Source organism: Paenibacillus sp. RU5M (genome assembly GCF_900221055.1).
Classification (GTDB): Bacteria; Bacillota; Bacilli; order Paenibacillales; family Paenibacillaceae; genus Paenibacillus; species Paenibacillus marchantiae.
Genome location: NZ_OBQM01000001.1, coordinates 731,778 through 751,916 on the forward strand (window position 1 = coordinate 731,778; position 20,139 = coordinate 751,916).

Consider the following 20,139-nt stretch of genomic DNA (forward strand, 5'->3'; position numbering starts at 1 on the left):
CCTTGTAAGCAAGCAGGGGCACCAGCGGAGGAGAGACCAGCGTTTCTCCTTCGCTTTTAATTGCGGTTCATGTTGAGATGTGGGGGCTATGTAAATGGATTTGAACATTTTGGCAATGCTGGTCTGGACGTTATCGGGTTCGGTTTTGCTGTTTGTCTTAATGTATGTGGATTCTTTGTTCACGAAGTATAAGGATTTTGCCGAAGTGAAGGCAGGCAATATGGCCGTTACAACACGTATGGTTATGAAGCTGTTTGCTCAGGGATATGTACTCGCCACCTCCATTTCGACAGCGGGTCATCTTGGAGAAGCGTTGCTGGTATCCGTTGTTTCATTTATCATTTTGCTAATTCTGGAGAGTGTGGTTCACTTTATGATTCGGAGATGGGCCAACCTGGATCTGGATACGGGAATACAGCAGGGCAAGACAGGTTACGGTTTGTTCTCGGGTGCACTACATATCGTGGGCGCATTAATTATTGCAGCTTGTTTATAAGATAAAGAACAGGAGTAATGGGCATGAGTGTGTGGAAACGGATTAAAGGAATAATGGCCAAACCTGAACCGCCTAAGGCAGAGAAAACAATGCTTCAGCTGGCACCAGGTGATATCTGTGAGGTTTCGCTGGTCACCTATGAAGTGGTTGGGCGGGTACATCATCGAGCACGGAATGCGGCTGTCCTCACGTTGCAGGATGGTACGGCAATCCGACATTTGCATATTGAAGAACGGGAAATGACCCGGTATGCCCTCTATACACCCATTGATGGCCGTCTCGATGCACCGGATGAGGTGCCCACATTGCTGGATCTGGATGGACGTGCGTATCATCTGGAGGAAGAATACGGAGGAATGGTAACCACTGCAGGCAGGACACCCTATGGTCAGGCTGGGGAACAATTAGTATGGCAATATCAGTCTGATGATAACATGCTTTTGCGTGTGGAGTGGCAAGACAGAAGATTTACGCTGTATGAGGGTGAGTCCATTCTTCCTGCGGATATCAAAGTGATTCGTTCGAGCTAGGAGAGGTTCCAATGAAAAAGCGCTTGGCACATGGATTAAAATTAATGCTGGTCCTCAGCCTTGTGATGTCGCTGCTGTCCGCGTGCGGAGCACCTTCCGTTCAGGACACATATCCGCTTGAATCGGTCAGCGGCAGTGGTAACACGACATCCTATGTGTACCGAGCTGCCGATCGTACCGTTCCAGAGGTCGCTCAGGAATTATCTGAACAGCGGAAGCCGGATCAGATCTCGGCGGAAAATACAGAGCGGATGTTCCTGGTATATCAGGACCAGTATTATCATTTGCAGCAAGACCCGAATAAAGCGGAAGACACCTTGGTTGAAGTGGATTCCAAAGAATATGTTCGGCAGAATTATGATTCGTCCTTTTTGCAAGGTTACTTAACCGCAACATTAATCGGAAGTTTGTTTGATTCTTTTGGGGGTAGTGGGTCCGGTACGTATCGCGGGTATACAAACAAGGACACGTACAAACCAAGGGAAGGCTCCTATCGGACACCGACGAGCAGCGATAAAAAGGCTGCTCCACCGATTACCGTTGACCGAAAAGGGTCAATTACCCGGCGTGGCAGCGATAAGGATTCGAGCGTAGGGTCCGGTGGAGGATTATTCAGCCGAAATAAGGAACAAAGCAAAGGCACAATTGATCGTAATAAAAGCAGTGGCGGTCTTGGAGGATTGTTTGATTCACCCAAGAGCTCTTATAAAAAGCCCAAAACGAGGGTTGGCGGTGGCCGAATCATGAGGCGTAGGTAGCACATCTCTTGAATGGGGCCCGCAATATTAAATCATTCGCAGAAGAACAGTGAAAAGGTAAGGTGGAGCGAGCTATGCCACTGAAAATGACCTTGGAGGCTGTTCTTTTTGTTTTACGATTTGCGGACATGATGGGACTTTCGAACACGAGGAATGGTTGTGGCTGGTTGTTTGCGAATCCAGCGGATATAAGGAGCGATGCGCTCATCTTGCCTTAGGGCCTGTATCTCAGTTAAACCTAAGGCTATAATATCGCGATTGGTATACAGAGAATGAATTTGTTTGTGGCAAGGGATACAGAGATCGGCAGTAGGCATGTGCGTTCCGCCCATTTCCTTTGGTGTCAGGTGGTGGACTGTTGTCTCGACAGGCTCCCTTCCACATAATTCGCATCGTTGGTTCATCAAGGTCAGCTCCTTTTCTCTTACATATTATGGTCTGTGTATTCGTCTTTCATGTGAATGGGGTGTAGGAGAGTACTTGTCATGACCTGGCTTTCGGGCTACACTTTTTAATATGAACAAATGACTCAGGGAGGTTCTATCACCATTGAAAATAAATACACATTTAACGGATATGACGACTGCGAAATTTATCCGTAAAGCTATACAGGTGCCGGACGCGCAGGCGAAAGTTGCTGCTCATGTCAGTTCGGGTTCAATAGAAAAAGTAACACTTGAGCAAGCACATGGTCGAACGCTTGCTGAGACAATTCATGCTCCCCATCCTTACCCATTCTTTCGTCGTTCCGGAATGGATGGGTTCGCGATTTTAAGTTCGGATACGATTGAAGCATCCAGCGAACAGCAGATTTGGCTCCGTATCATTGATGAAATTCCTTGCGGGTATACATCGGATCTTACGATTACATCTGGTACAGCTGCTCGGATCATGACAGGAGCTCAGGTGCCGGAAGGTGCAGATGCTGTTGTTATGATGGAGATGACTGAAAGTAAAGAAGAGCATGGGGAACAATGGATTGCCCTGAAGCGCCAGATTCAGCCGGAGGCCAACATTACGCCAATTGGATTGGAAGTTCATGAGGGGCAATTGCTGCTTGAGGCAGGAACGATCATTCAGGCAGGTGAACAATCCGTGCTGGCAACATTCGGCTTAGGCCAAGTGCCTGTATACAAACGCCCCAAGGTAGCCATTTTTGCAACAGGTACAGAACTGTTGGAAGTGGACGAGCCGTTGCAACCCGGGCGTATTCGGAACAGTAACAGCTATATGCTTCGTTCTCTGGTCGTTGAAGCGGGGGGCGAGCCGGTTATGTATGGTTCGATTGCAGATGATGTGGATACGGCACGTACGAAGCTTGCAGAAGCGCTTGAACATAATGATATGGTGGTCACAACAGGTGGGGTATCCGTAGGAGATTATGATATTATGGGTGACCTGGTTCGGGAAGGGAATATGGAGATGCTGTTTAACAAAGTGACTATGCGTCCCGGCAGTGTTACGACGGCTGCTGTGGTTAATGACAAGCTGCTATTTGCGCTTTCTGGCAATCCGGGGGCTTGTTTTGTCGGCTTTGGATTGTTTGTTCGGCCAACGATTCGTACGATGCAGGCTGATGCTCATCCATATTTGGAGGAATGGACAGCCATATTGGATGATGACTATACAAAGGTCAACAATTTCACGCGATTTGTACGCGGACGGACAGAGATACGTAACGGAATGGTGTATGCTAAGCCTTCTGCCGCACGTGTGGATGAATCCAGTGTTATGATCACCATTAAAGATAGCGATTGCCTGATCGTTGTTCCACCCGAGAAAAAGGGTATTCCTGCAGGTGAACAGGTTCGAATTCTCAGACTTCCCACAGGTCATGTCAGGTAGGTCATACATGGCTGAAACAAGCAGCACTTCACCACATATCATGCAGATTGTTGGATATAAGAACACAGGCAAAAGCACCTTAATTGCTGCGCTTACGAGGTACCTTACCTCTGCTGGACGAAGAGTGGCTGTAATAAAACATGATGGACATGATCATTTTGAGATGGATCACGAAGGAACCGATTCCTACAGCTTTGCTCAAGCAGGAGCCGATGCAGTCGTTGTCATGTCGGAGAAACGTACTGCACTCATTGAAAGACAAGCGACGCCGCTGGAAGACATGATAAAATATCTGTCAGCGTACGACTGGATTCTCATTGAGGGATACAAACAAGCGCCATATCCCAAATTAGTCATGGTCCGTGAAGAAAAAGACTTTTCTCTGATCCAGACATTACAGGATGTGGTCGGGATTGTTTCATGGCTGACGCATGACAAGAGTGAATGTATGGAGGAAAGAGAGGGCCTCGTTTGGCATTCTGTCCATGAAACACAGGATATAGCAAGATGGCTGGTTTCGCTTGAGGGTCATGAAGAGAAAAGAAAATTATGACGAAATAATTATTATATAAACTTGATGATATGAAATGTAAGGAAAAGAGTATGTTTTCATTAATTTTACAAAGCAATAAATATGAAGAAGCGATCCTTGCAGGACATTCTCCTGAAAGAATCGCTTTTTTTAAGTTACCTTGTAAAGAATCTAACGAATCTAACGAATCTAACGAATCTAAACGAATCGGCTTGCTGAGGTGTATAAATAGGCTACATCCCATCGTCTGTACGACGTTCAATTGCTTCAGACATCGTTTTATCCGTGAGGTGCGCGTAAATTTCGGTTGTTTCCGTAGAAGCATGTCCAAGCTGTTCTTTTGTTTTATAGATATCATTTTGCAAATAATAGTCGGTCGCAAAAGAATGGCGTAATTTATGCACTGTCAGATACGGTTTGCCAAATTGTTTGGCGTACTTCATGATCATGGCCTGTATGGCCCGTTTGGTCATCCGACTTCCTTCGGAATCTCCATTGCGAAGAGCGATAAACAACCCTTTTTCCCGTTTGGGTGTGCGGTAACGTGACTGGCGCAGATTGATATAAGTTGCGAGTTCATCCTTGGCTTGTTCTCTAAAATACACGGGCGTCTTAAATGTCTCATCATTATTACCTTTGCGATATACATACAGCAGCTTATTGTTGAGATCCAGATCATCCACGTTCAGGTTCACCACTTCAGATACACGCAAACCCGAATTCAGAATGAGGCTGGCGATACAGGCATCCCGTTCTTTGTTTAGCTCGTGTGAGTAAATCGCCTGTTTGTTCTTTTCCATATCCACGGCATATCCTTCAAGGATGTATCCGATAAACTCCAGTAACTCTTCTTCTTCCAGAAGTTTACCCTTTAGTTTGGCTGCTGTATCTTTGGGTTTATGGGTACGTTTGATCTCAATTTTCGCCATAATGTTTCGTTTCAGCAGGGGGTAGAAATCTTCGTCTTCTGCAATCTGACTTAAATAATGAAAGAGCGAACGCAGAGAAGAAAGTTTACGGGAAACCGTGATTCTGGAGTTGGCTCCTTCACGCTTGGTGGCCAAAAATAATCGATATGATGTCACTGATTCCATTCGAAGGACTTCCAGTTCAAGCAATGTAACTTCCTTATTAGAGCTTGCCTCGGATAATCCTTCTGCGCGTAACCAGCCAAAGAAGGCTTCATAATCTCTTAAATATTCAAGCAAAGTAGAAGGAGATAAGTCGGGTAATTTATAGTCAATGAATTGCTGAACGAACCAAGGCATGGAAGGTAGTTTGTCATCCAGCTTGCGTCGGTCAATCTCTTTTTGCACATTGGTCAAGTTCGGCACCCCCATGATAAAATAATTTCTAAAATATGCTATATCCTATTTTACCATATTTAAATCGTCACAGTCTGTTCTCCGAACCGGAATAAGCAGATTCATGCTTCCTTGCCCTTGGCGGTGTAAAGCTTTAAAGTATGAGTTATAAGTAGAGCAGAGGAGGTGAACCGGATGAATATAAAAATAGAGCTGGTTCCCCGGGAACGCAGTCAGGTGATTCGGCACTTAATGCAATTTTATCTATATGATTTTACTAAATATTTGAATATTGATGTGGATAGTAACGGTGTTTTCCCGGAGTATCCCGGATTGGACGCTTTTTGGTCAGAGGAAGACCGTAAGTTTCCTTTTTTGATTACGAGTGATGAGGCACCCGCCGGGTTTGCATTAGTAGAACGTTGCGAACCAGGCAGCAAAGATAATGACTATTATTTGACCGAGTTTTTTGTAATGCAGAAATACCGGCGTAGTGGAGTGGGTACCCGGGCAGCTTATGAGCTGTTTGAACGTTTTCCGGGAAGGTGGAAAGTAACCCAGGTTCGCAACAATGTCATTGCTCAAGCATTCTGGCGGAAAATCATAGGGGAATACACGGGAGGCCGCTTTCGTGAGAAATTTCATCCTGAACTGGGGAACCCGAGTCAGTTCTTCGTAACCTGATTCAACGGATGTATCCGTGTTGGAGGAAATAAAGTAAGATGAACAAGTGGGTGTAATACCCAACATAAGGGTAATACATACCGAAGACTAATTTGTACTATATGTACTTTCATTATCTGTAACCAAATTCACGAAGCTTGGAGGAAATGATCCATGGAACTGCGTAATTACGGAAACACTGGAATGAAAGTAAGTACACTTGGGTTTGGTGGGGCGGAGATCGGCAAGAACGTATCCAAAGCAGATGTAGAAACATTGCTTAACAGTGCGTTGGATGCAGGGTTAAACGTCATTGACACGGCTGAATGTTATGGGGATAGTGAAGAGTTAATTGGAGATGTGCTATCACATCGCAGAGACGATTATTATTTGTTTACCAAATGTGGACATGCCGCTGGGGTAGATGGCCCAGATTGGGACGCCAAAGTATTAGAGCAAACGATTGACTGTAGTCTTAGACGACTAAAAACGGAATACGTTGATGTAATCCATCTTCATAGTTGCTCTGAAGAAGTACTTCGGCAAGGAGCGGTCATTGAAGTGCTGCAACGAGCCAAGGAAGCTGGGAAAACGAGATTTATTGGATATAGCGGCGATACGACGGATGCTCTTTATGCGATTCAGACAGGCGTGTTCGACAGCTTGGAAACCTCGCTGAACATTGCTGATCAGGAAGCCATTGATCTGACGTTGCCAGAAGCGAGAAAGAGAAATATGGGTGTTATTGCCAAACGCCCCATTGCCAATGCGGCATGGACGTATGACTCGCTTCCGGAAGAAGCATATGCCTTTGTATATTGGAAACGCTTGAGCGAACTTGGGTATGGTTTTCTGGGCGAAGATGCACAAGCAGCCGTTGAAACCGCATTACGTTTTACGCTCAGTACAGAAGGGGTAGACACGGCGATTGTGGGTACAGCAAAACCTAACCGTTGGCAGCAAAATGCCGATCTTGTCGCCAAGGGAGTAAGGAGTTATATGACGAGATTAGAGAACGTTGGAAAGAAATTGCGGGAGCTGACTGGACTGGACGAACTTAATTCTTTCAGCTATAAAAATAGCGTGATTATCCTAAAGTCGCCTCAAAGGCGGCTTTTTTTATTCGCAACAACCTTATATTTTCATTATATGAAAAATTCGCAACAATAAAAGAGAACTGGCTATCTCCATAGGGAGGGGGTGCTTTCGCCAGATTTCCATCCAAGAATTAAGGGGAAATTTAATCGTGTAGCTTAAAACGTTAACTCACCTGCACCTGTCTTCGTACACTATATTATTATTTCAACATATGAAAAATTCACAATAGAAAAATCAATTTACGCTCCCCTGTACATACCTGCATCTCCATTACACCATCTCACCAGCTCGTTATAACGAACTTCCTTATCCTCGGCTTCATGTCAACACTGATTTGCAATTAATATTGCCAGATGATTTCGAGGATAAATGGCATGGATAAAATAAAATGCAAAACAAACCTACGGATAAGCAGAAAGAAAACCCTATGCAGGGCTGTGCGCCCTGCATAGGGTTTTGGTTGGCTCATATGCTTAGAGCGATTTATAGTCACGAATAATGACATCTATGACATGCTTTCCCCAATTCGAGGCTTCCGAGCCTGGTTCATTCCAATGGTAGGAGATGAGTGCTTTCCACAAAGCCCAGCCACGGGCACGATTAACCGTATCTTGGTCAACATTCATGGAGCTTAAGAATATATCACGACTTACATCATCAAAAAAGTTCCATGCCATCACAAGATCACTAGAAGGATCGCCCGCGCCCATAGTTCCAAAATCAATGACTCCGCATAGTCGTCCATCTTGCACGAGCAGATTACCTACCGCAACATCACCATGGAGCCATAACGGTGCCGCTTGATATTTCGTTGCCAGGGCAAGCTCCCATATTTCAGTCATAAGCTTTGGATCGTATTCGCCGGATACCTTTCCAATGACAGTCCTTGTATCTGTATCGTAAACCGCTAAGTTCCCGCCGCGATGAAAATTTTGAATGCCTGCGGGTATGCCGTAACTAGCATCAATGGCTTCGAGTTCTCTCAGAAATTTAGCGAGGTCTTCTGCAAAAACGCTTAGGTCGATTACGTTGGTATGCGTGACGGTCTCGCCTGCGATCCATTGGTTGATCGACCAGGGAAGGGGATAGTCGTCCGAAGGTTCACCTTTTGCAATGGGAGCTGGAATGGGCAAGGACAGAAGAGGCTTGAAAACTGGAAGCCACGTCAGTTCTTTTTCTACAGCAGAGGCGTAACGTTCATGACTGGGTAAACGAATTGTCATTTCGTCTCCCAATCGATAGGTGCGGTTATCGTGCCCGCTTTTTTCTACGGGTGTTATCGTTAAGCCTCTCCATTTCGGAAATTGACTATCGACTAATTGACGAACCAGTTCAATCGTAATTTCAATCATGTTCTCGCCTCATTTTCTATTAAATGGATGGGTTCTAACGTTAGTACATAAATTTTAACAATTTGTCTTGATCTTATCAAAGGGAGAAAATCGTCTAAAACGAAATGAGGAGGGCAGACCCGGGAAAACCCTTATATTTAGCGATTTTTTAGTTGGTAGAAGCCCTGTTATGAGTAGAATATCATAGGTTTTTATCCCTTGACATAAAATGTCATTATAAAGATAATAATTGTAACTTTGGAAGAGGGAGGAGAAATCAAAACCGAATTTAGGTTTGATTTGAATGCATATGTAAGCGTAATAATTTCGGTTGTACCTCACACAATTATCACTTTAAAGGAGTGTAGTCATGTACGATAAAATTGTAGATATTTTGTGCGCTATCAAAGAAGACCAACCGGAACTACGCCAATCCCTATCCCCAGCAACGGAACTGAATAACGATATTGGTCTCGATTCTCTGCAAATGATCCAGTTTATGCTCAAAGTCGAGGATCAGTTAAACGTAATCATTGACTATGACGAATTCGATTACGAGCATCTCCAATCGATCGACACATTTATAACCTTTCTGAAAAGCTGCCAGTCTCAAGAGCAATCATTGTACGAAGATGTCCAGAAGTGAGGCCGGGGTAATTCCAACGATCGTTATGGGGACGTTTGATCCCGAAACGCGGTGGAGGGATTCGGACTTGTCCAAGCTACCTGCTATGCCTGATAAGGACAGGGAATCCATTGTCCTGTGTATGGACGAGCTGTTATTTCCATTTTGTGGGCCTGATGATATCCTCTACACCCGCTGCAAAATTGATCCAAAGCTGTACGAGTATCTGAACGGGTTAGGTTTTTCCTTTCATAGCCGTTACCACTTTGATTTGAACGATGAACAGAGTTCCTTACCCGAACCGGACGTTTTTAAGCAGTGCATGTTCAGTCTTGCTTCAGACGATCAACAGCGTGAAGCGATGTTGACCCACAACGTAAAACAGCTCTCTCCTTATGCCATTACGGCTGATACGGAGGAGTACCTGCGTGCCGAAGGGTCGTTGGGGTCTTTGCCCGACCTTGAGACGGTTAAGTATGTAAATTCCAAATTTTACTCCAACCGACTGCTGACCAGGATCGGGGAAAAGTGTTATGGCACAGAAGTGAACAATGTAGTAGAAGTACAGGCTGTCGGAAATACGTTACTGAAGCGAGGGGCGTATTTGCTGAAAGATCCATTCGGTGTTTCCGGCAAGGGCAATATGCTCATTGAAAATGAAGCCATGCAGCGAAGGATAGCAGAGCATCTGGATAAGCAGGAGAGAAGAGGATTGCGCTCGCAATTCCTGTTGGAACCACTGCTGAGAAAAGAGATCGATTTCAGCTCACATTGGTTCATTCATAAGAGCGGTGAGAGGGATTTCCTTTCGGTTCAGCGTATGCTGAATCAGCAGCAGAATTACGGCGGGTCTATTAGAGCAGATGAGGCTTTGCTCCTTCTGCTGGAGCACGCAGGTTATTTTGACACGATGGAAAAGGCACTTCGGGTATTATTCGAGGATGGATACCACGGCTTCGTGTGTTTCGACTCCATGATTTTGGAGGGCGGCGATATCGTACCCATTGTCGAGATTAACGCACGCAAGTCCATGGGTCTCATTAATGCATATCTCGATAAAGGCTGGGAAACGTACGGCCATAGCGGCCTGCTTACCTTTCTGTCTCTCGGTCTACCTGAAGGCTTTACGTTTGGAAGTTTGCTGGACGCTTTGCATGTATCCGGTCTTCTATTCAAAGGGCAAGGTGAGTACGGAATTATGCCTATTTCATCTAACACCGTAATGGTGAATGATATTCTGACCTCTCGGCGTATATCCGAGGGAATCCAGAGCCATCGGGGTATGCCGAAGGGACGATTGTATATCTCGGTCGTGGGCCGTGATGACGAACATCGTAATGAACTGATCATAAGTCTGAGGCAGGTACTCGCTGACTTGTCCATTAAAGTGTACAACTAATTCTGGAATGCGGAGGCTGCGCATGAATTCATCTTCGGTTACCCTGCTTGCGTCGGGCAATTCGCTTGGTGCATACATTCCGGCTATGCATCTAAACACGTACCTGCAAGATAGAGGTGTTAGAACGGACGTTCACGTTCTGGAGAACCTGTATCATGAAGAAATCAGGTGCAAGATTAATTCCACCAAAAAAGCATTTCATGCCGATTTCTCCGTTGCCCTTATGGGGCATAAACTGGCCAAGCCTGTAGACTCTTCCCTGAATGAAGCGGAAGTCCAGTTCCTGTTGGACTCCTGGATACGTGATGGGGTATCTCATTTTGTTGTGTTTACCGGTTTTTGGCTTCCGATCCTGCAGAGGTACAAAGCCATTGCGCACAAGCCTTTGGATATTCAACTGATCCGCTTGGATGTGTGCGATACGCCATCGTTTAAGGTACACAAGTCCTTGTATCCGGACTACGAGAACGTTTGGCTTTACGAGCCTTCAAGGTTGTCTCCAGACTTCTATATTGCCTCAGATGAAAAGGAGCTCCTGGCTTATGCACAGCGTGACAGGCGCATTCTGATCCATGGCGGCGGCTGGGGGATAGGAACATACGCGTCAACGATTGCAGAGCTTCGTCAATTTGGTTACCTGCTGGATGTGATCGTCTACGATCCTTCCGAGGTGGAGGAGGACGATGGGAGCACACGCTACTTCGGAACAGAGGTTTCATGGAATCCGTGGAGTCGGGATGCCCAGGGGCGGCATTCGTTTCCACCAATGAACCGATATGTTCGTGAAGAGGGCATTCTTCGGGAAATTCCGCTCCGTGATTACTCTGCTTACACGGATCTGATGCGAAATTGCGCTGCCATTATCAGCAAGCCCGGAGGAGCGACACTGAACGATTCGTTGTCCTACGGAATACCTTTTGTCATGTTAGAGCCGTTTGGTGACCATGAGCTTCAGAATTCAAAGTATTGGGAATCCTGTGGTTTCGGTATCCGATTTGCGGAATGGAAAGCCCTAGATTACTCGGAACAACATCTCGAAGAAATGTACGAACGTTTACTGGAACAACGATCAAAAATCAATCATTTGGGGAGGAAAACGCATGCAGCCGAAAACAGCAGTTACGTTTGATAAGCTGACATTCCAAAATATGAAAAGAACCCTCGTTCCACTCGCGGAAACGGGAAGGAAACGCCGGGAGGACCCGACGTATGCCGCACCCGTGCCTTATGAGATCGGAATCAAGCTTAATAACGGCTGTAACCTGCGCTGCAAGCATTGCTTTGAATGGAATCCAGATGGCTTCCATCACGGCTTTGCCAGTGAAGTGAAGAGAGACGAAATCGAGATTCCCGTCGTGGAGAAACTGCTCGCCGAAACGAGAGAACGCAAATCACGTGTATTCCTGTGGGGCGGAGAACCGCTATTTTACTCTAAGTTCGATGAACTGGCAGAACTGCTGGCTAAGGAAGACCGGCATACGACCATTTGCACAAACGCGATTCTCATTGAACAAAAGCTGGATTCCATTTTGAAAATGTCTAAAAATTTAGTCATGCTGGTCAGCCTGGAAGGATTCGAGAAGGAGAATGACGCGATTCGGGGTAAAGGCACTTTCAAAAAAGTGATTCACGCCATACAGCTGCTGTTGGATCTGCAAAAGCAGGGCTTGTACAAAGGCAAAGTGTCCGTAGCCCTGACAGTAAATGACCAGATGGTCGATCAGCTGTATAGCTTGATGGAATTCTTTGAAGAGCTGGGCGTTGATTCCGTGTACTTCTGCTTCCCATGGTACATCCCTTCCGATACGGCGGAAAAAATGGACACCTACTTTGATGCGCACTTTCCGCACCTTGCCTCCCGCTTTGCGAGTGACCACAAGAATAGCTGGCACTCTTTCACGTTTCACATCTCACCTGACCGTTTTGACACATTAATCGAGGAATTTAAACGAGTTAATTCACGAGTGTGGAATGTACGTATCCGCTATCAGCCTGCGCTGGAGCCCGAAGAGGTAGAAGGTTTTATTCGAGGTAGCGAAAAGCCAGCCATGAATCGGACCAAGTGTTTCTCGATCTCGAACCGGATGGACGTGATGCCAGACGGTAAGGTCAATCCATGCAAATTTTTTCCGGAATTCAGTGTCGGTAATTTATACGAAGAAAGTGTGGCCGATATTTTCCACGGTGAGGATCTGCGAAAACAACGCGAGATTCTGGCCTGCGGTCTGACACCGATTTGCTCCAAATGCGTGCTTCTGTATAACAATGGAGTTTAATCGCTTTAACTTTAAGCTGCCAATAAGGGAAAACATGCAATCATTCAGGAGGAGCGGGGATGGACTTTATCCGTGTACGGGAACTGCACAAATCGTTCGTATATTACCGGAAAGAAGCAGGACTCAAACATTCACTGAAAAACTTATTTGCTCGCAAATCACTTGTCAAGGAAGCGGTTAAATCCGTTTCCTTCGATATCGGCCCTGGAGAGTGCGTTGGATTTCTGGGTCCGAACGGAGCAGGTAAAACCACAACGCTCAAAATGTTGTCGGGCATTCTATATCCCACAAGCGGAGAAGCCGACGTACTTGGCTATGTACCTTGGGAGCGAAAGAACGAATTCAAACGGCTGTTCTCCATTGTAATGGGTCAGAAAAATCAACTTTGGTGGGACCTTCCTGCCAGCGATTCGATTTATTTGAACAAATGTATATATGACGTCGAGGATGATCTCTATCGTCGAAGTCTTGCCGAACTATCAGAGATGCTTGATGTGCAAGACTTGCTGGATGTACAGGTTCGCAGGCTGTCCTTGGGTGAACGTATGAAAATGGAGCTAATCGCAGCTCTGATCCACCGACCAAAGCTGCTGTATCTTGACGAGCCAACGATCGGCCTGGATTTCCCCTCTCAGAAGAGGGTGCGGGAATTTCTGAAATACTATAATGAGCAGTTTGGCGCCACGATCCTGCTGACGAGCCATTACATGAAGGACGTGGAGGACCTGTGCAAACGGACAATCATTATTAACGAAGGAAGTCTTCTGTATGACGGAGATCTTCATAAGATTAATGATCTGTTTGGCGAGCACAAAATTGTAAAGTTGCAGTTCTCGGAACCGGTTGCCGAGCAGCGGCTGGCCAAATTCGGAAAAATGATCAGCGCAGACGACTACAGCGTTGTTCTGGAACTGCCCAAACACCGTCTAAAAGAAGTGTCGCGTGCTATGCTCGATTCGTTTCCAATCGTTGACTGGACGATTGAGGATGTGCCGATCGAGGAGAGTATATCGATGCTCTACCAAAAGGAATCCGTCGGATGAATGGACGCAAATTGTATACGGCTGTATTTTCGATGGGTGTGCAGCAATCGATGGAATACCGATTTCACTTCTTTCTCGGTCTTCTCGGAGCCGCGTTTCCGATTCTTGTCCAGTATTTTATATGGACAGCGGTGTACCAACATTCCGGCGAAACGGCGCTATTCTCGTATTCATATAATCAAATTATTTTGTATACGATCTTGGCGGGCTTGGTTTCCAAGCTGATCGCTACCCAGTTCGAGCACCAGATTGTCGATGACATCAAGAACGGCGGTCTCAACAAGTATTTGATCAAACCGGTTAGTTACTTCGGATATCGGCTAGTATCCTTTTTCGGACAGAAGGCGATCTATTACGGCGTTACAGCTGTGCTGCTTGTCGGGATTATCTGGATATCATCTGCCGGTGGTGTGCTTGAGTTCCAGGTCATACGGCTAATCTTGTTCGTCGTTACGTTGTCGGGGGCGCTATTGCTCAATTTCTTGATCTCTTATTGCATCTGTGCAAGTGCTTTTTATCTAAATGAAATCTCTTATTTTTTCGTCATTACGAGTCTGCTCGTGAATATTCTGAGCGGAGGTATGTTTCCGTTGGAGATTTTCGGGGATTCGATAGTGGAGGCACTTCAGTACACGCCGTTTCCGTATACCATTTATTTTCCGGTCAATGTGCTCAGTGGCAAAACGGAAGTGGCGGCGATGTATCAAGGATTGCTCATCCAGATGGGGTGGATACTCCTGTTCTTATGGCTATCCCGTCTAACGTGGCGCATATCCATGAAGAAATATTCAGCGGTTGGGGGGTAGCGGAGATTCCATATGTTTAGAGCCATGAGAAAATACGCACATTTGTATGGCATGTTCATCAAAAATTGTCTCATTGCCCAGATGGAGTTTCGGGGTAATTTCATGATGAGCCTGCTGGTGGAATCCGTCTACCTGCTCGCCAAACTGTTATATGTACTGGTTGTGTTCCGAACCGATCTTCACGTCGACGGCATACCGCCAGAAGGGCTGCTTCTATTTATAGGCATGCACACCGTGGTGACAGGAATGTATGTGGGTCTGTTTTTCACCAATTTCACGAAAATTCCGGAATATATTAAGGACGGCTCACTTGATCTAATGTTAACGAAGCCGGTTTCTCTTCAATTCATGGCTTCTTTGCGTTATGTCGATCTGGCGCTTCCAATCCCCGATATTTTAGTTGGTTTCGTCATGATTGGTATTGGCTGGCATGCCATGGACATCCCCCTGACGTTTCTCCAGCTAGCCGGGTTTATGTTGTTGTTATTTGTCTCCGTTATCATCACATATTGTCTAATGATTATCCCTGCATTGCTGTCATTTCGGTTCGTTCAGACGGGCTCTGCATCGGAGATTGCTCATTCCGCCTGGGACGCCAACAATTTTCCAATGGCCATATACCCAACTTGGGTCCGGCGGATCGGTACCTTTGTCATTCCGCTGTTCCTGATTACCAATTTCGGACCAATGTTTCTGCTAGGACAGCTCAGCTGGCTCTATACAGGACTGGCGCTGGTCGCTTCAATTATACTCTTCACAGTAATACGATTGCTCTGGAAACAGGCTGTGAAGGGATATAGTAGTGCAAGTAGTTAAGGGGGAGAAAGAATGAATGCTGTTCAGCTGCCCGTGTTAAATCCGCCGCTTAAAGGATTTCTGCGGTGGGCTTACACGCTTTCGATTACCAGTGCACATGAGGAAACGATTCCTTGGTATTACAGCAATTTCATTCAGTTGTCCTGCAAGAAAACCTTTCTGGAGGATGGCAGACAGTTTTATATCGATTTTTTTCGGGGCAAACCCAACGAACTGAATTTCAATAATCCATTTCTACTCACTTGCTCTGTGAATTATACGATTCTGGAGCATTTGGCGCTGGACGCCTGGCCCCATTTTTTCGCGGATCAGATTCGCAGCGGCTATTATTGCGTCGTGTTTTTGGACGAAGCCAAGCTACCGCCAGCGGCGGCCTATCAGCAGGAACCGTTTCCTCATCATCTTTTTCTGTACGGTTTCGATTGGGACAAACGTTTCTTTGATGCTTCTATGTTCGACCATACGGGAGTTTACCGCAATGTACAGATTCCGTTCACGGAGTTCCTGGATGCTGTCCATTCCATGAGATATCTGCTCAGAGAGGGACTCACCGCGGATCATCACACTTATTTTTACAAATACGAGCCGCATTCTCCTTATCCTTTCGATAGAATCGTAGCACTCGACCAACTGCATGATTACCTGAACGGAGAGACTCATCTGAATCGCATTAATTACATTCCTGATGACGAACAGGCTTTCGGAATTGACGTTTACGACTATTTGCAAATGTACTATGATGCAGTAGAGAGCAACGATCCTCGTCTCGGTGACCGTAACGATGTGAGGCATCTTCATGTGCTCTGGGAGCACAAAAAAATGATGAGTGAACGGATTACCTACTTGATAGATGAGGGGATAATCCCTTACGACGAAGAACTTGTGAATGGTTATCAGGATATAACCACTAGGGCAATGAAGCTAAGGGATCAATACATCCGTCATGAAATTCGTGAAGACAAGGCCGTGTTTGCGAAGGTAAGACTTCGGTTGGAACAATTCCGCAAGGAAGAGCCTGTTCTGCTGCAAAGACTGATTTCATTGCTCGAAAAGTAAATCAAGAAGGCTATTCCTCTGGGAGGAACAGCCTTCTTGATTTATATTCATAGGCTAGACGTTAGCAGCCTTACTATGATTCTTTATGACTTATTCAAACTTGAAATCATCATCCGTCAGAGGTTCTACATTCAGAGTACGGATATACCCGTTGCCTTTTTTAGAGAAAAAGTCGTGCTGTTTGGTATGTGTACTGATTCCATTTAATACAATCGGGTTGACTTCCTCGTCATCAAATAATGGTTCAAACCCGAGGTTCATCATCGCTTTGTTTGCGTTATAACGCAGGAAGGTTTCCACTTCTTCGGTCAAATGAATGGGCGTATATAATTCCTTCGTATATTGCAATTCATTCTGATGAAGAAGCTGTACTAGATCAACCAAACCTTGATACACATCGTTCCGCTGCGTTTCATCAAAGCTTGCGTATATTTCCTGGGCCAACACCCCCACATATACACCGTGAATACTTTCATCCCGCAGAATCAGATCAATGATCTCACCACTGCATGTAAGTTTGCCTTGTCCGGCTAAATAGAGTGGATAGAAAAATCCACTGTAGAACAAATAACTTTCCAAAAGAACGGAGGCAGCCATTGCCATATACAGATCTTTTGAAGTTTCAATATTCATGTAATACTGACGTATAATCGTCGCTTTGGTTTGCAGATATGGATTTTCTTCCACCCATTTAAATACACTGTCAATTTCTTCGGTTGATGCCAATGTGGTGAAAATACTACTGTATGATTTCGCATGAATTTGTTCCATCATCGCCATAAAACTAAGTACGGCTTTGCGTTGCAGTCCATCGACATGCTCCATAATCTGCGGCATACCTACACCGCCCTGGATCGTATCCAGAAGGGTTAAGCCTCCCAAAACTTTCATATAAGCGTCTTTTTCTATATCACTGAGCATGCCCCAGCTCATTTTATCATCGGATAAAGGAATCTCGTCATCGGTCCAAAATTGCATAATATTCTGATTCCAGAACATCAGTGTGAAATCATCATCCGCTCGATTCCAGTTCACAGCTTGAGTTGCCGGCATGGTATATCAAACTCCAATCGTAATACCCTAAAGGGAAATTATTTATATTGAACAAGCAATGCATTCTTCCATCGTCAGCTTGTTGGTTCTTGTATAATACAGAGATTTCAACCCTTTATGAGCAGCATACAGGTAGCAGCGAGCCAACTCCCGCGTGGATACATCACTGTTTACATGCAGAATGGTTGAGATGCCTTGATCCACATGCGGCTGAATCTCCGCAATCAAATCAATTACCTTGAATTGATCCATTTGATACGCTGACTTGTAATAGAAGACATTATCCTTTTGCAAATAGGGCATTGGATAATACGTGGTTGAATTGGCATAGGTCCGTGTCTCAATTTGTTCCACGATGGGCATTACACTGGATGTTGCGTTTTGGATATAAGAGATGCTGGCCGTTGGAGCAATAGCCATGCGATAGGCATGATAGAGGCCATTTTTCATCACTTTAGACTTAAGCTGGTTCCAATCCTCGGGAGACGGAACAGCAATGCCGTTAAACAATTCTTGTACTTTCGATGTGGTGGGACGGTAATCCGTAGTCACATAACGATCAAAATATACCCCAGTCGCATAGTCCGATTGCTCGAATCCATAGAACCGTTGACCCGTTTGCTCTGCAAACTCCATACTTTTCTCCAGAGAATGATAATTCATGGTCATAAAGAAGGTACGTACAAAATCTTTGGCCTCTGAGCTTTCATAAGCAATCCTGTTTTTGGCTAAGTAACCGTGCAGGTTCATGGCACCCAAGCCAACGGAATGCATTTCGGAATTGGCTTTTGCCACACCGGGAGCATTGGCAACATGCGTCATGTCGCTGACGGAGGTCAGTGCGATCATACCCTCATGAACGGATTCCTTGATCTTGCCACTCTCCATAACATTAACAATATTGAGGGAGGCCAGGTTGCAGCTGATATCTTTGCGGATAATATCCGGTTGACCATAATCTGTAATTTCAGAAGTTTCCTGGAGTTGGAAAATCTCTGTGCAAAGATTCGACATTTTGACTTGTCCTACGTTTTTCAAGGCATGTGCTTGATTGGCATTGGTTTTATTAATGATGTAGGGATAACCGGATTCAAGTTGAGTCATCGCTATTTTGGTCAGCATATCCCGTGCGCTGAGCGATTTTTTCTTCTTCACGCGGTCGTCAGCCAGCAAGGTATCATACATCACGTCCAGATCCATATCATCCAAATGTGTTCCATACGCCTTGTAGACACTATAAGGTGCGAAGAGGTACAGGGGCTCATTATCTTGAGCCAGCTTATAGAAACGATTAGGGACAATAAGTCCGATAGAGAGAGTTTTCAGCCGGATTTTCTCATCCGCATTAATCTTTTTGCTATCCAGCAGTTCCATAACGTCCCAACCGAAAATATTATAGTATGCTGCACCAGACCCCTTACGTTGACCCATCTGATCAGCGTAGGAGAATCCATCTTCCATCAGCTTGAGAACAGGCGTGATGCCTTTAGCAGCACCTTCAACCCCTTTAATGACTTCACCACGAGCACGCAACTTCGACAGGTTGACAGCCACTCCACCACCGATTTTGGATAACTGCATACAAGTGTTTAGTACATAGTTTATGGAGTTCAGTGAATCATCCATTTCAAGCAGGAAGCAAGAAACCAGTTCACCGCGCCGACTTTTTCCCGCATTTAGAAAAGTAGGGGTTGCCGGTTGAAGACGCTGTTCCATCATAGAACGAGACAGCAAACAAGCCGTATCAAAGTGTCCTTGACCCAGATGAAGTGCTACGGCTGCTACTCGATCCGCATATTGCTCAAGGTATGTTTTGCGGTCATATGTTCTCAATGCATAATCAGTATAGAATTTAGAAGCTGCCATATAGGAAGGAAAGGTATATTGATAGCCACGCGTAATTTCAAATACGGTTCTAACTTGGTCAGCTGTATAGGAAGCATAGAAATCCTCGTAATAATCATGTTCAATCATGAATTTGACTTGATCATCAATGTTGGCAAACGCCATGCTTTTATTTTTGATTTCTTTCATAAACTCCTCTACAGCATCTTTATCCTTATGTAACTGGAAGAAGCCATCAGAGTCACGCTTTAGCAGCATGTTATTTAATTCAATATGTCGCAATGCGGCTCACCTCCTGTTCAAAATACTCCACGTCTTTCTTGGAACCCGATAATTCAAATTTACTGATAACCGGGACGTTATAAGATGCAGAGATCAAATCTGCACTTTTGGCAAAACGCTCACCCCAGTTACGGTTACCGCTGGCGGCCACGCCAATCAGGTATTTAGAGTTTTTTTGCAAAAAAGAAGACACCTTATCAGGTATCTGTCCAAAACCTGTTGTATATGTCACAAGTACGTACGGTTCATCAATCGTCATTTGATTCTGAATCTGAACAGCCGGCAGTTGAAGCTTGGAAATAAACCTCTTAACATTCCCGGTTATAGAATCATACACAATTAGCACTATCATATCCTCCTTGACAAATGAAAGGTGATCAA

The 20,139-nt window shown here is 45.2% G+C and carries 20 protein-coding genes and 1 pseudogene; 15 read left to right on the top strand and 6 right to left on the bottom strand.

What is annotated here, in order from left to right:
- The first annotated feature begins 94 nt into the window (after positions 1–94).
- Genes CRO25_RS03485 through CRO25_RS03495 form a run of 3 tightly spaced genes read left to right on the top strand, consistent with a single transcriptional unit; the run spans position 95 to position 1,784 of the window.
- Positions 95–496 (top strand): DUF350 domain-containing protein, encoded by a 402-nt coding sequence (locus CRO25_RS03485; RefSeq protein WP_063562809.1) that lies wholly within the window; start codon positions 95–97, stop codon positions 494–496.
- A 23-nt stretch (positions 497–519) separates the two neighbouring features.
- A complete protein-coding gene (locus tag CRO25_RS03490; RefSeq protein WP_079693909.1) occupies positions 520–1,026 on the top strand; it encodes a DUF4178 domain-containing protein in 507 nt (168 codons plus the stop codon).
- Positions 1,027–1,037: 11 nt separating this feature from the next.
- Positions 1,038–1,784: a DUF4247 domain-containing protein gene (locus CRO25_RS03495; RefSeq protein WP_079693908.1), complete on the top strand. Its 747-nt coding sequence runs from the start codon at positions 1,038–1,040 to the stop codon at positions 1,782–1,784.
- Between the two features lie 113 nt (positions 1,785–1,897).
- On the opposite strand, the gene CRO25_RS03500 is transcribed toward CRO25_RS03495, so the two are convergent.
- On the bottom strand, positions 1,898–2,188 hold the full coding sequence (locus CRO25_RS03500; protein WP_079693907.1) for a restriction endonuclease: 291 nt from the start codon (positions 2,186–2,188) through the stop codon (positions 1,898–1,900).
- A 172-nt stretch (positions 2,189–2,360) separates the two neighbouring features.
- On the opposite strand from CRO25_RS03500, the gene glp reads away from it, so the two are divergent.
- Entirely contained in the window at positions 2,361–3,629 is a 1,269-nt protein-coding gene (glp, locus tag CRO25_RS03505) for a gephyrin-like molybdotransferase Glp (RefSeq protein WP_079694276.1), read from the top strand.
- Between the two features lie 7 nt (positions 3,630–3,636).
- Positions 3,637–4,182 (top strand): molybdopterin-guanine dinucleotide biosynthesis protein B, encoded by a 546-nt coding sequence (mobB, locus tag CRO25_RS03510; RefSeq protein ID WP_079693906.1) that lies wholly within the window; start codon positions 3,637–3,639, stop codon positions 4,180–4,182.
- Between the two features lie 212 nt (positions 4,183–4,394).
- Here the strand turns inward: mobB and xerS are convergent, their stop codons facing one another.
- Positions 4,395–5,486, bottom strand: a complete 1,092-nt coding sequence (gene xerS / locus CRO25_RS03515; protein WP_257018525.1) for a tyrosine recombinase XerS — start codon at positions 5,484–5,486, stop codon at positions 4,395–4,397.
- A 174-nt stretch (positions 5,487–5,660) separates the two neighbouring features.
- Here xerS and CRO25_RS03520 point away from each other — a divergent pair, with 174 nt between their 5' ends.
- Together CRO25_RS03520 and CRO25_RS03525 are read left to right on the top strand one after the other, a co-directional pair.
- Complete coding sequence (locus CRO25_RS03520; RefSeq protein ID WP_079693905.1) at positions 5,661–6,149, top strand: GNAT family N-acetyltransferase; 489 nt, start codon at positions 5,661–5,663, stop codon at positions 6,147–6,149.
- Between the two features lie 153 nt (positions 6,150–6,302).
- Positions 6,303–7,189 (top strand): annotated as a pseudogene (locus CRO25_RS03525) (aldo/keto reductase).
- Positions 7,190–7,699: 510 nt separating this feature from the next.
- Here the strand turns inward: CRO25_RS03525 and CRO25_RS03530 are convergent.
- A complete protein-coding gene (locus CRO25_RS03530) occupies positions 7,700–8,578 on the bottom strand; it encodes an aminoglycoside phosphotransferase family protein (protein WP_079693904.1) in 879 nt (292 codons plus the stop codon).
- Between the two features lie 349 nt (positions 8,579–8,927).
- Between CRO25_RS03530 and CRO25_RS03535 the strand changes: the two genes are divergently transcribed.
- Genes CRO25_RS03535 through CRO25_RS03570 form a run of 8 tightly spaced genes read left to right on the top strand, consistent with a single transcriptional unit; the run spans position 8,928 to position 16,578 of the window.
- Positions 8,928–9,203 carry an acyl carrier protein gene (locus CRO25_RS03535; RefSeq protein ID WP_064637210.1) on the top strand — a complete coding sequence of 92 codons (276 nt, stop codon included), beginning with the start codon at positions 8,928–8,930 and terminating at the stop codon, positions 9,201–9,203.
- Complete coding sequence (locus tag CRO25_RS03540; RefSeq protein ID WP_079693903.1) at positions 9,190–10,581, top strand: hypothetical protein; 1,392 nt, start codon at positions 9,190–9,192, stop codon at positions 10,579–10,581. The genes CRO25_RS03535 and CRO25_RS03540 overlap by 14 nt, the downstream gene beginning before the upstream one ends.
- A 22-nt stretch (positions 10,582–10,603) precedes the next feature.
- Positions 10,604–11,710 carry a hypothetical protein gene (locus CRO25_RS03545; protein WP_079693902.1) on the top strand — a complete coding sequence of 369 codons (1,107 nt, stop codon included), beginning with the start codon at positions 10,604–10,606 and terminating at the stop codon, positions 11,708–11,710.
- Positions 11,682–12,857: a radical SAM protein gene (locus CRO25_RS03550; protein ID WP_063562798.1), complete on the top strand. Its 1,176-nt coding sequence runs from the start codon at positions 11,682–11,684 to the stop codon at positions 12,855–12,857. The genes CRO25_RS03545 and CRO25_RS03550 overlap by 29 nt, the downstream gene beginning before the upstream one ends.
- A 59-nt stretch (positions 12,858–12,916) precedes the next feature.
- Positions 12,917–13,900 (top strand): ATP-binding cassette domain-containing protein, encoded by a 984-nt coding sequence (locus tag CRO25_RS03555; RefSeq protein ID WP_072733265.1) that lies wholly within the window; start codon positions 12,917–12,919, stop codon positions 13,898–13,900.
- The gene (locus tag CRO25_RS03560; protein ID WP_079693901.1) at positions 13,897–14,706 is read left to right on the top strand and encodes an ABC-2 family transporter protein; all 810 of its coding nucleotides are present in this window, start codon (positions 13,897–13,899) and stop codon (positions 14,704–14,706) included. Before CRO25_RS03555 ends, CRO25_RS03560 begins: the two co-directional genes overlap by 4 nt.
- A 24-nt stretch (positions 14,707–14,730) precedes the next feature.
- Positions 14,731–15,522 (top strand): ABC transporter permease, encoded by a 792-nt coding sequence (locus tag CRO25_RS03565; protein ID WP_246318102.1) that lies wholly within the window; start codon positions 14,731–14,733, stop codon positions 15,520–15,522.
- Positions 15,523–15,534: 12 nt separating this feature from the next.
- Positions 15,535–16,578 (top strand): hypothetical protein, encoded by a 1,044-nt coding sequence (locus tag CRO25_RS03570; RefSeq protein ID WP_079693899.1) that lies wholly within the window; start codon positions 15,535–15,537, stop codon positions 16,576–16,578.
- 90 nt (positions 16,579–16,668) lie between these two features.
- Here the strand turns inward: CRO25_RS03570 and nrdF are convergent, their stop codons facing one another.
- The 3 genes from nrdF to nrdI are packed head-to-tail and all read right to left on the bottom strand — an operon-like array spanning position 16,669 to position 20,104.
- A complete protein-coding gene (gene nrdF / locus CRO25_RS03575) occupies positions 16,669–17,631 on the bottom strand; it encodes a class 1b ribonucleoside-diphosphate reductase subunit beta (protein WP_079693898.1) in 963 nt (320 codons plus the stop codon).
- Between the two features lie 42 nt (positions 17,632–17,673).
- Positions 17,674–19,758 carry a class 1b ribonucleoside-diphosphate reductase subunit alpha gene (nrdE, locus tag CRO25_RS03580; RefSeq protein WP_079693897.1) on the bottom strand — a complete coding sequence of 695 codons (2,085 nt, stop codon included), beginning with the start codon at positions 19,756–19,758 and terminating at the stop codon, positions 17,674–17,676.
- Positions 19,745–20,104 carry a class Ib ribonucleoside-diphosphate reductase assembly flavoprotein NrdI gene (nrdI, locus tag CRO25_RS03585; RefSeq protein ID WP_076289163.1) on the bottom strand — a complete coding sequence of 120 codons (360 nt, stop codon included), beginning with the start codon at positions 20,102–20,104 and terminating at the stop codon, positions 19,745–19,747. Before nrdI ends, nrdE begins: the two co-directional genes overlap by 14 nt.
- Positions 20,105–20,139: the final 35 nt, after the last annotated feature.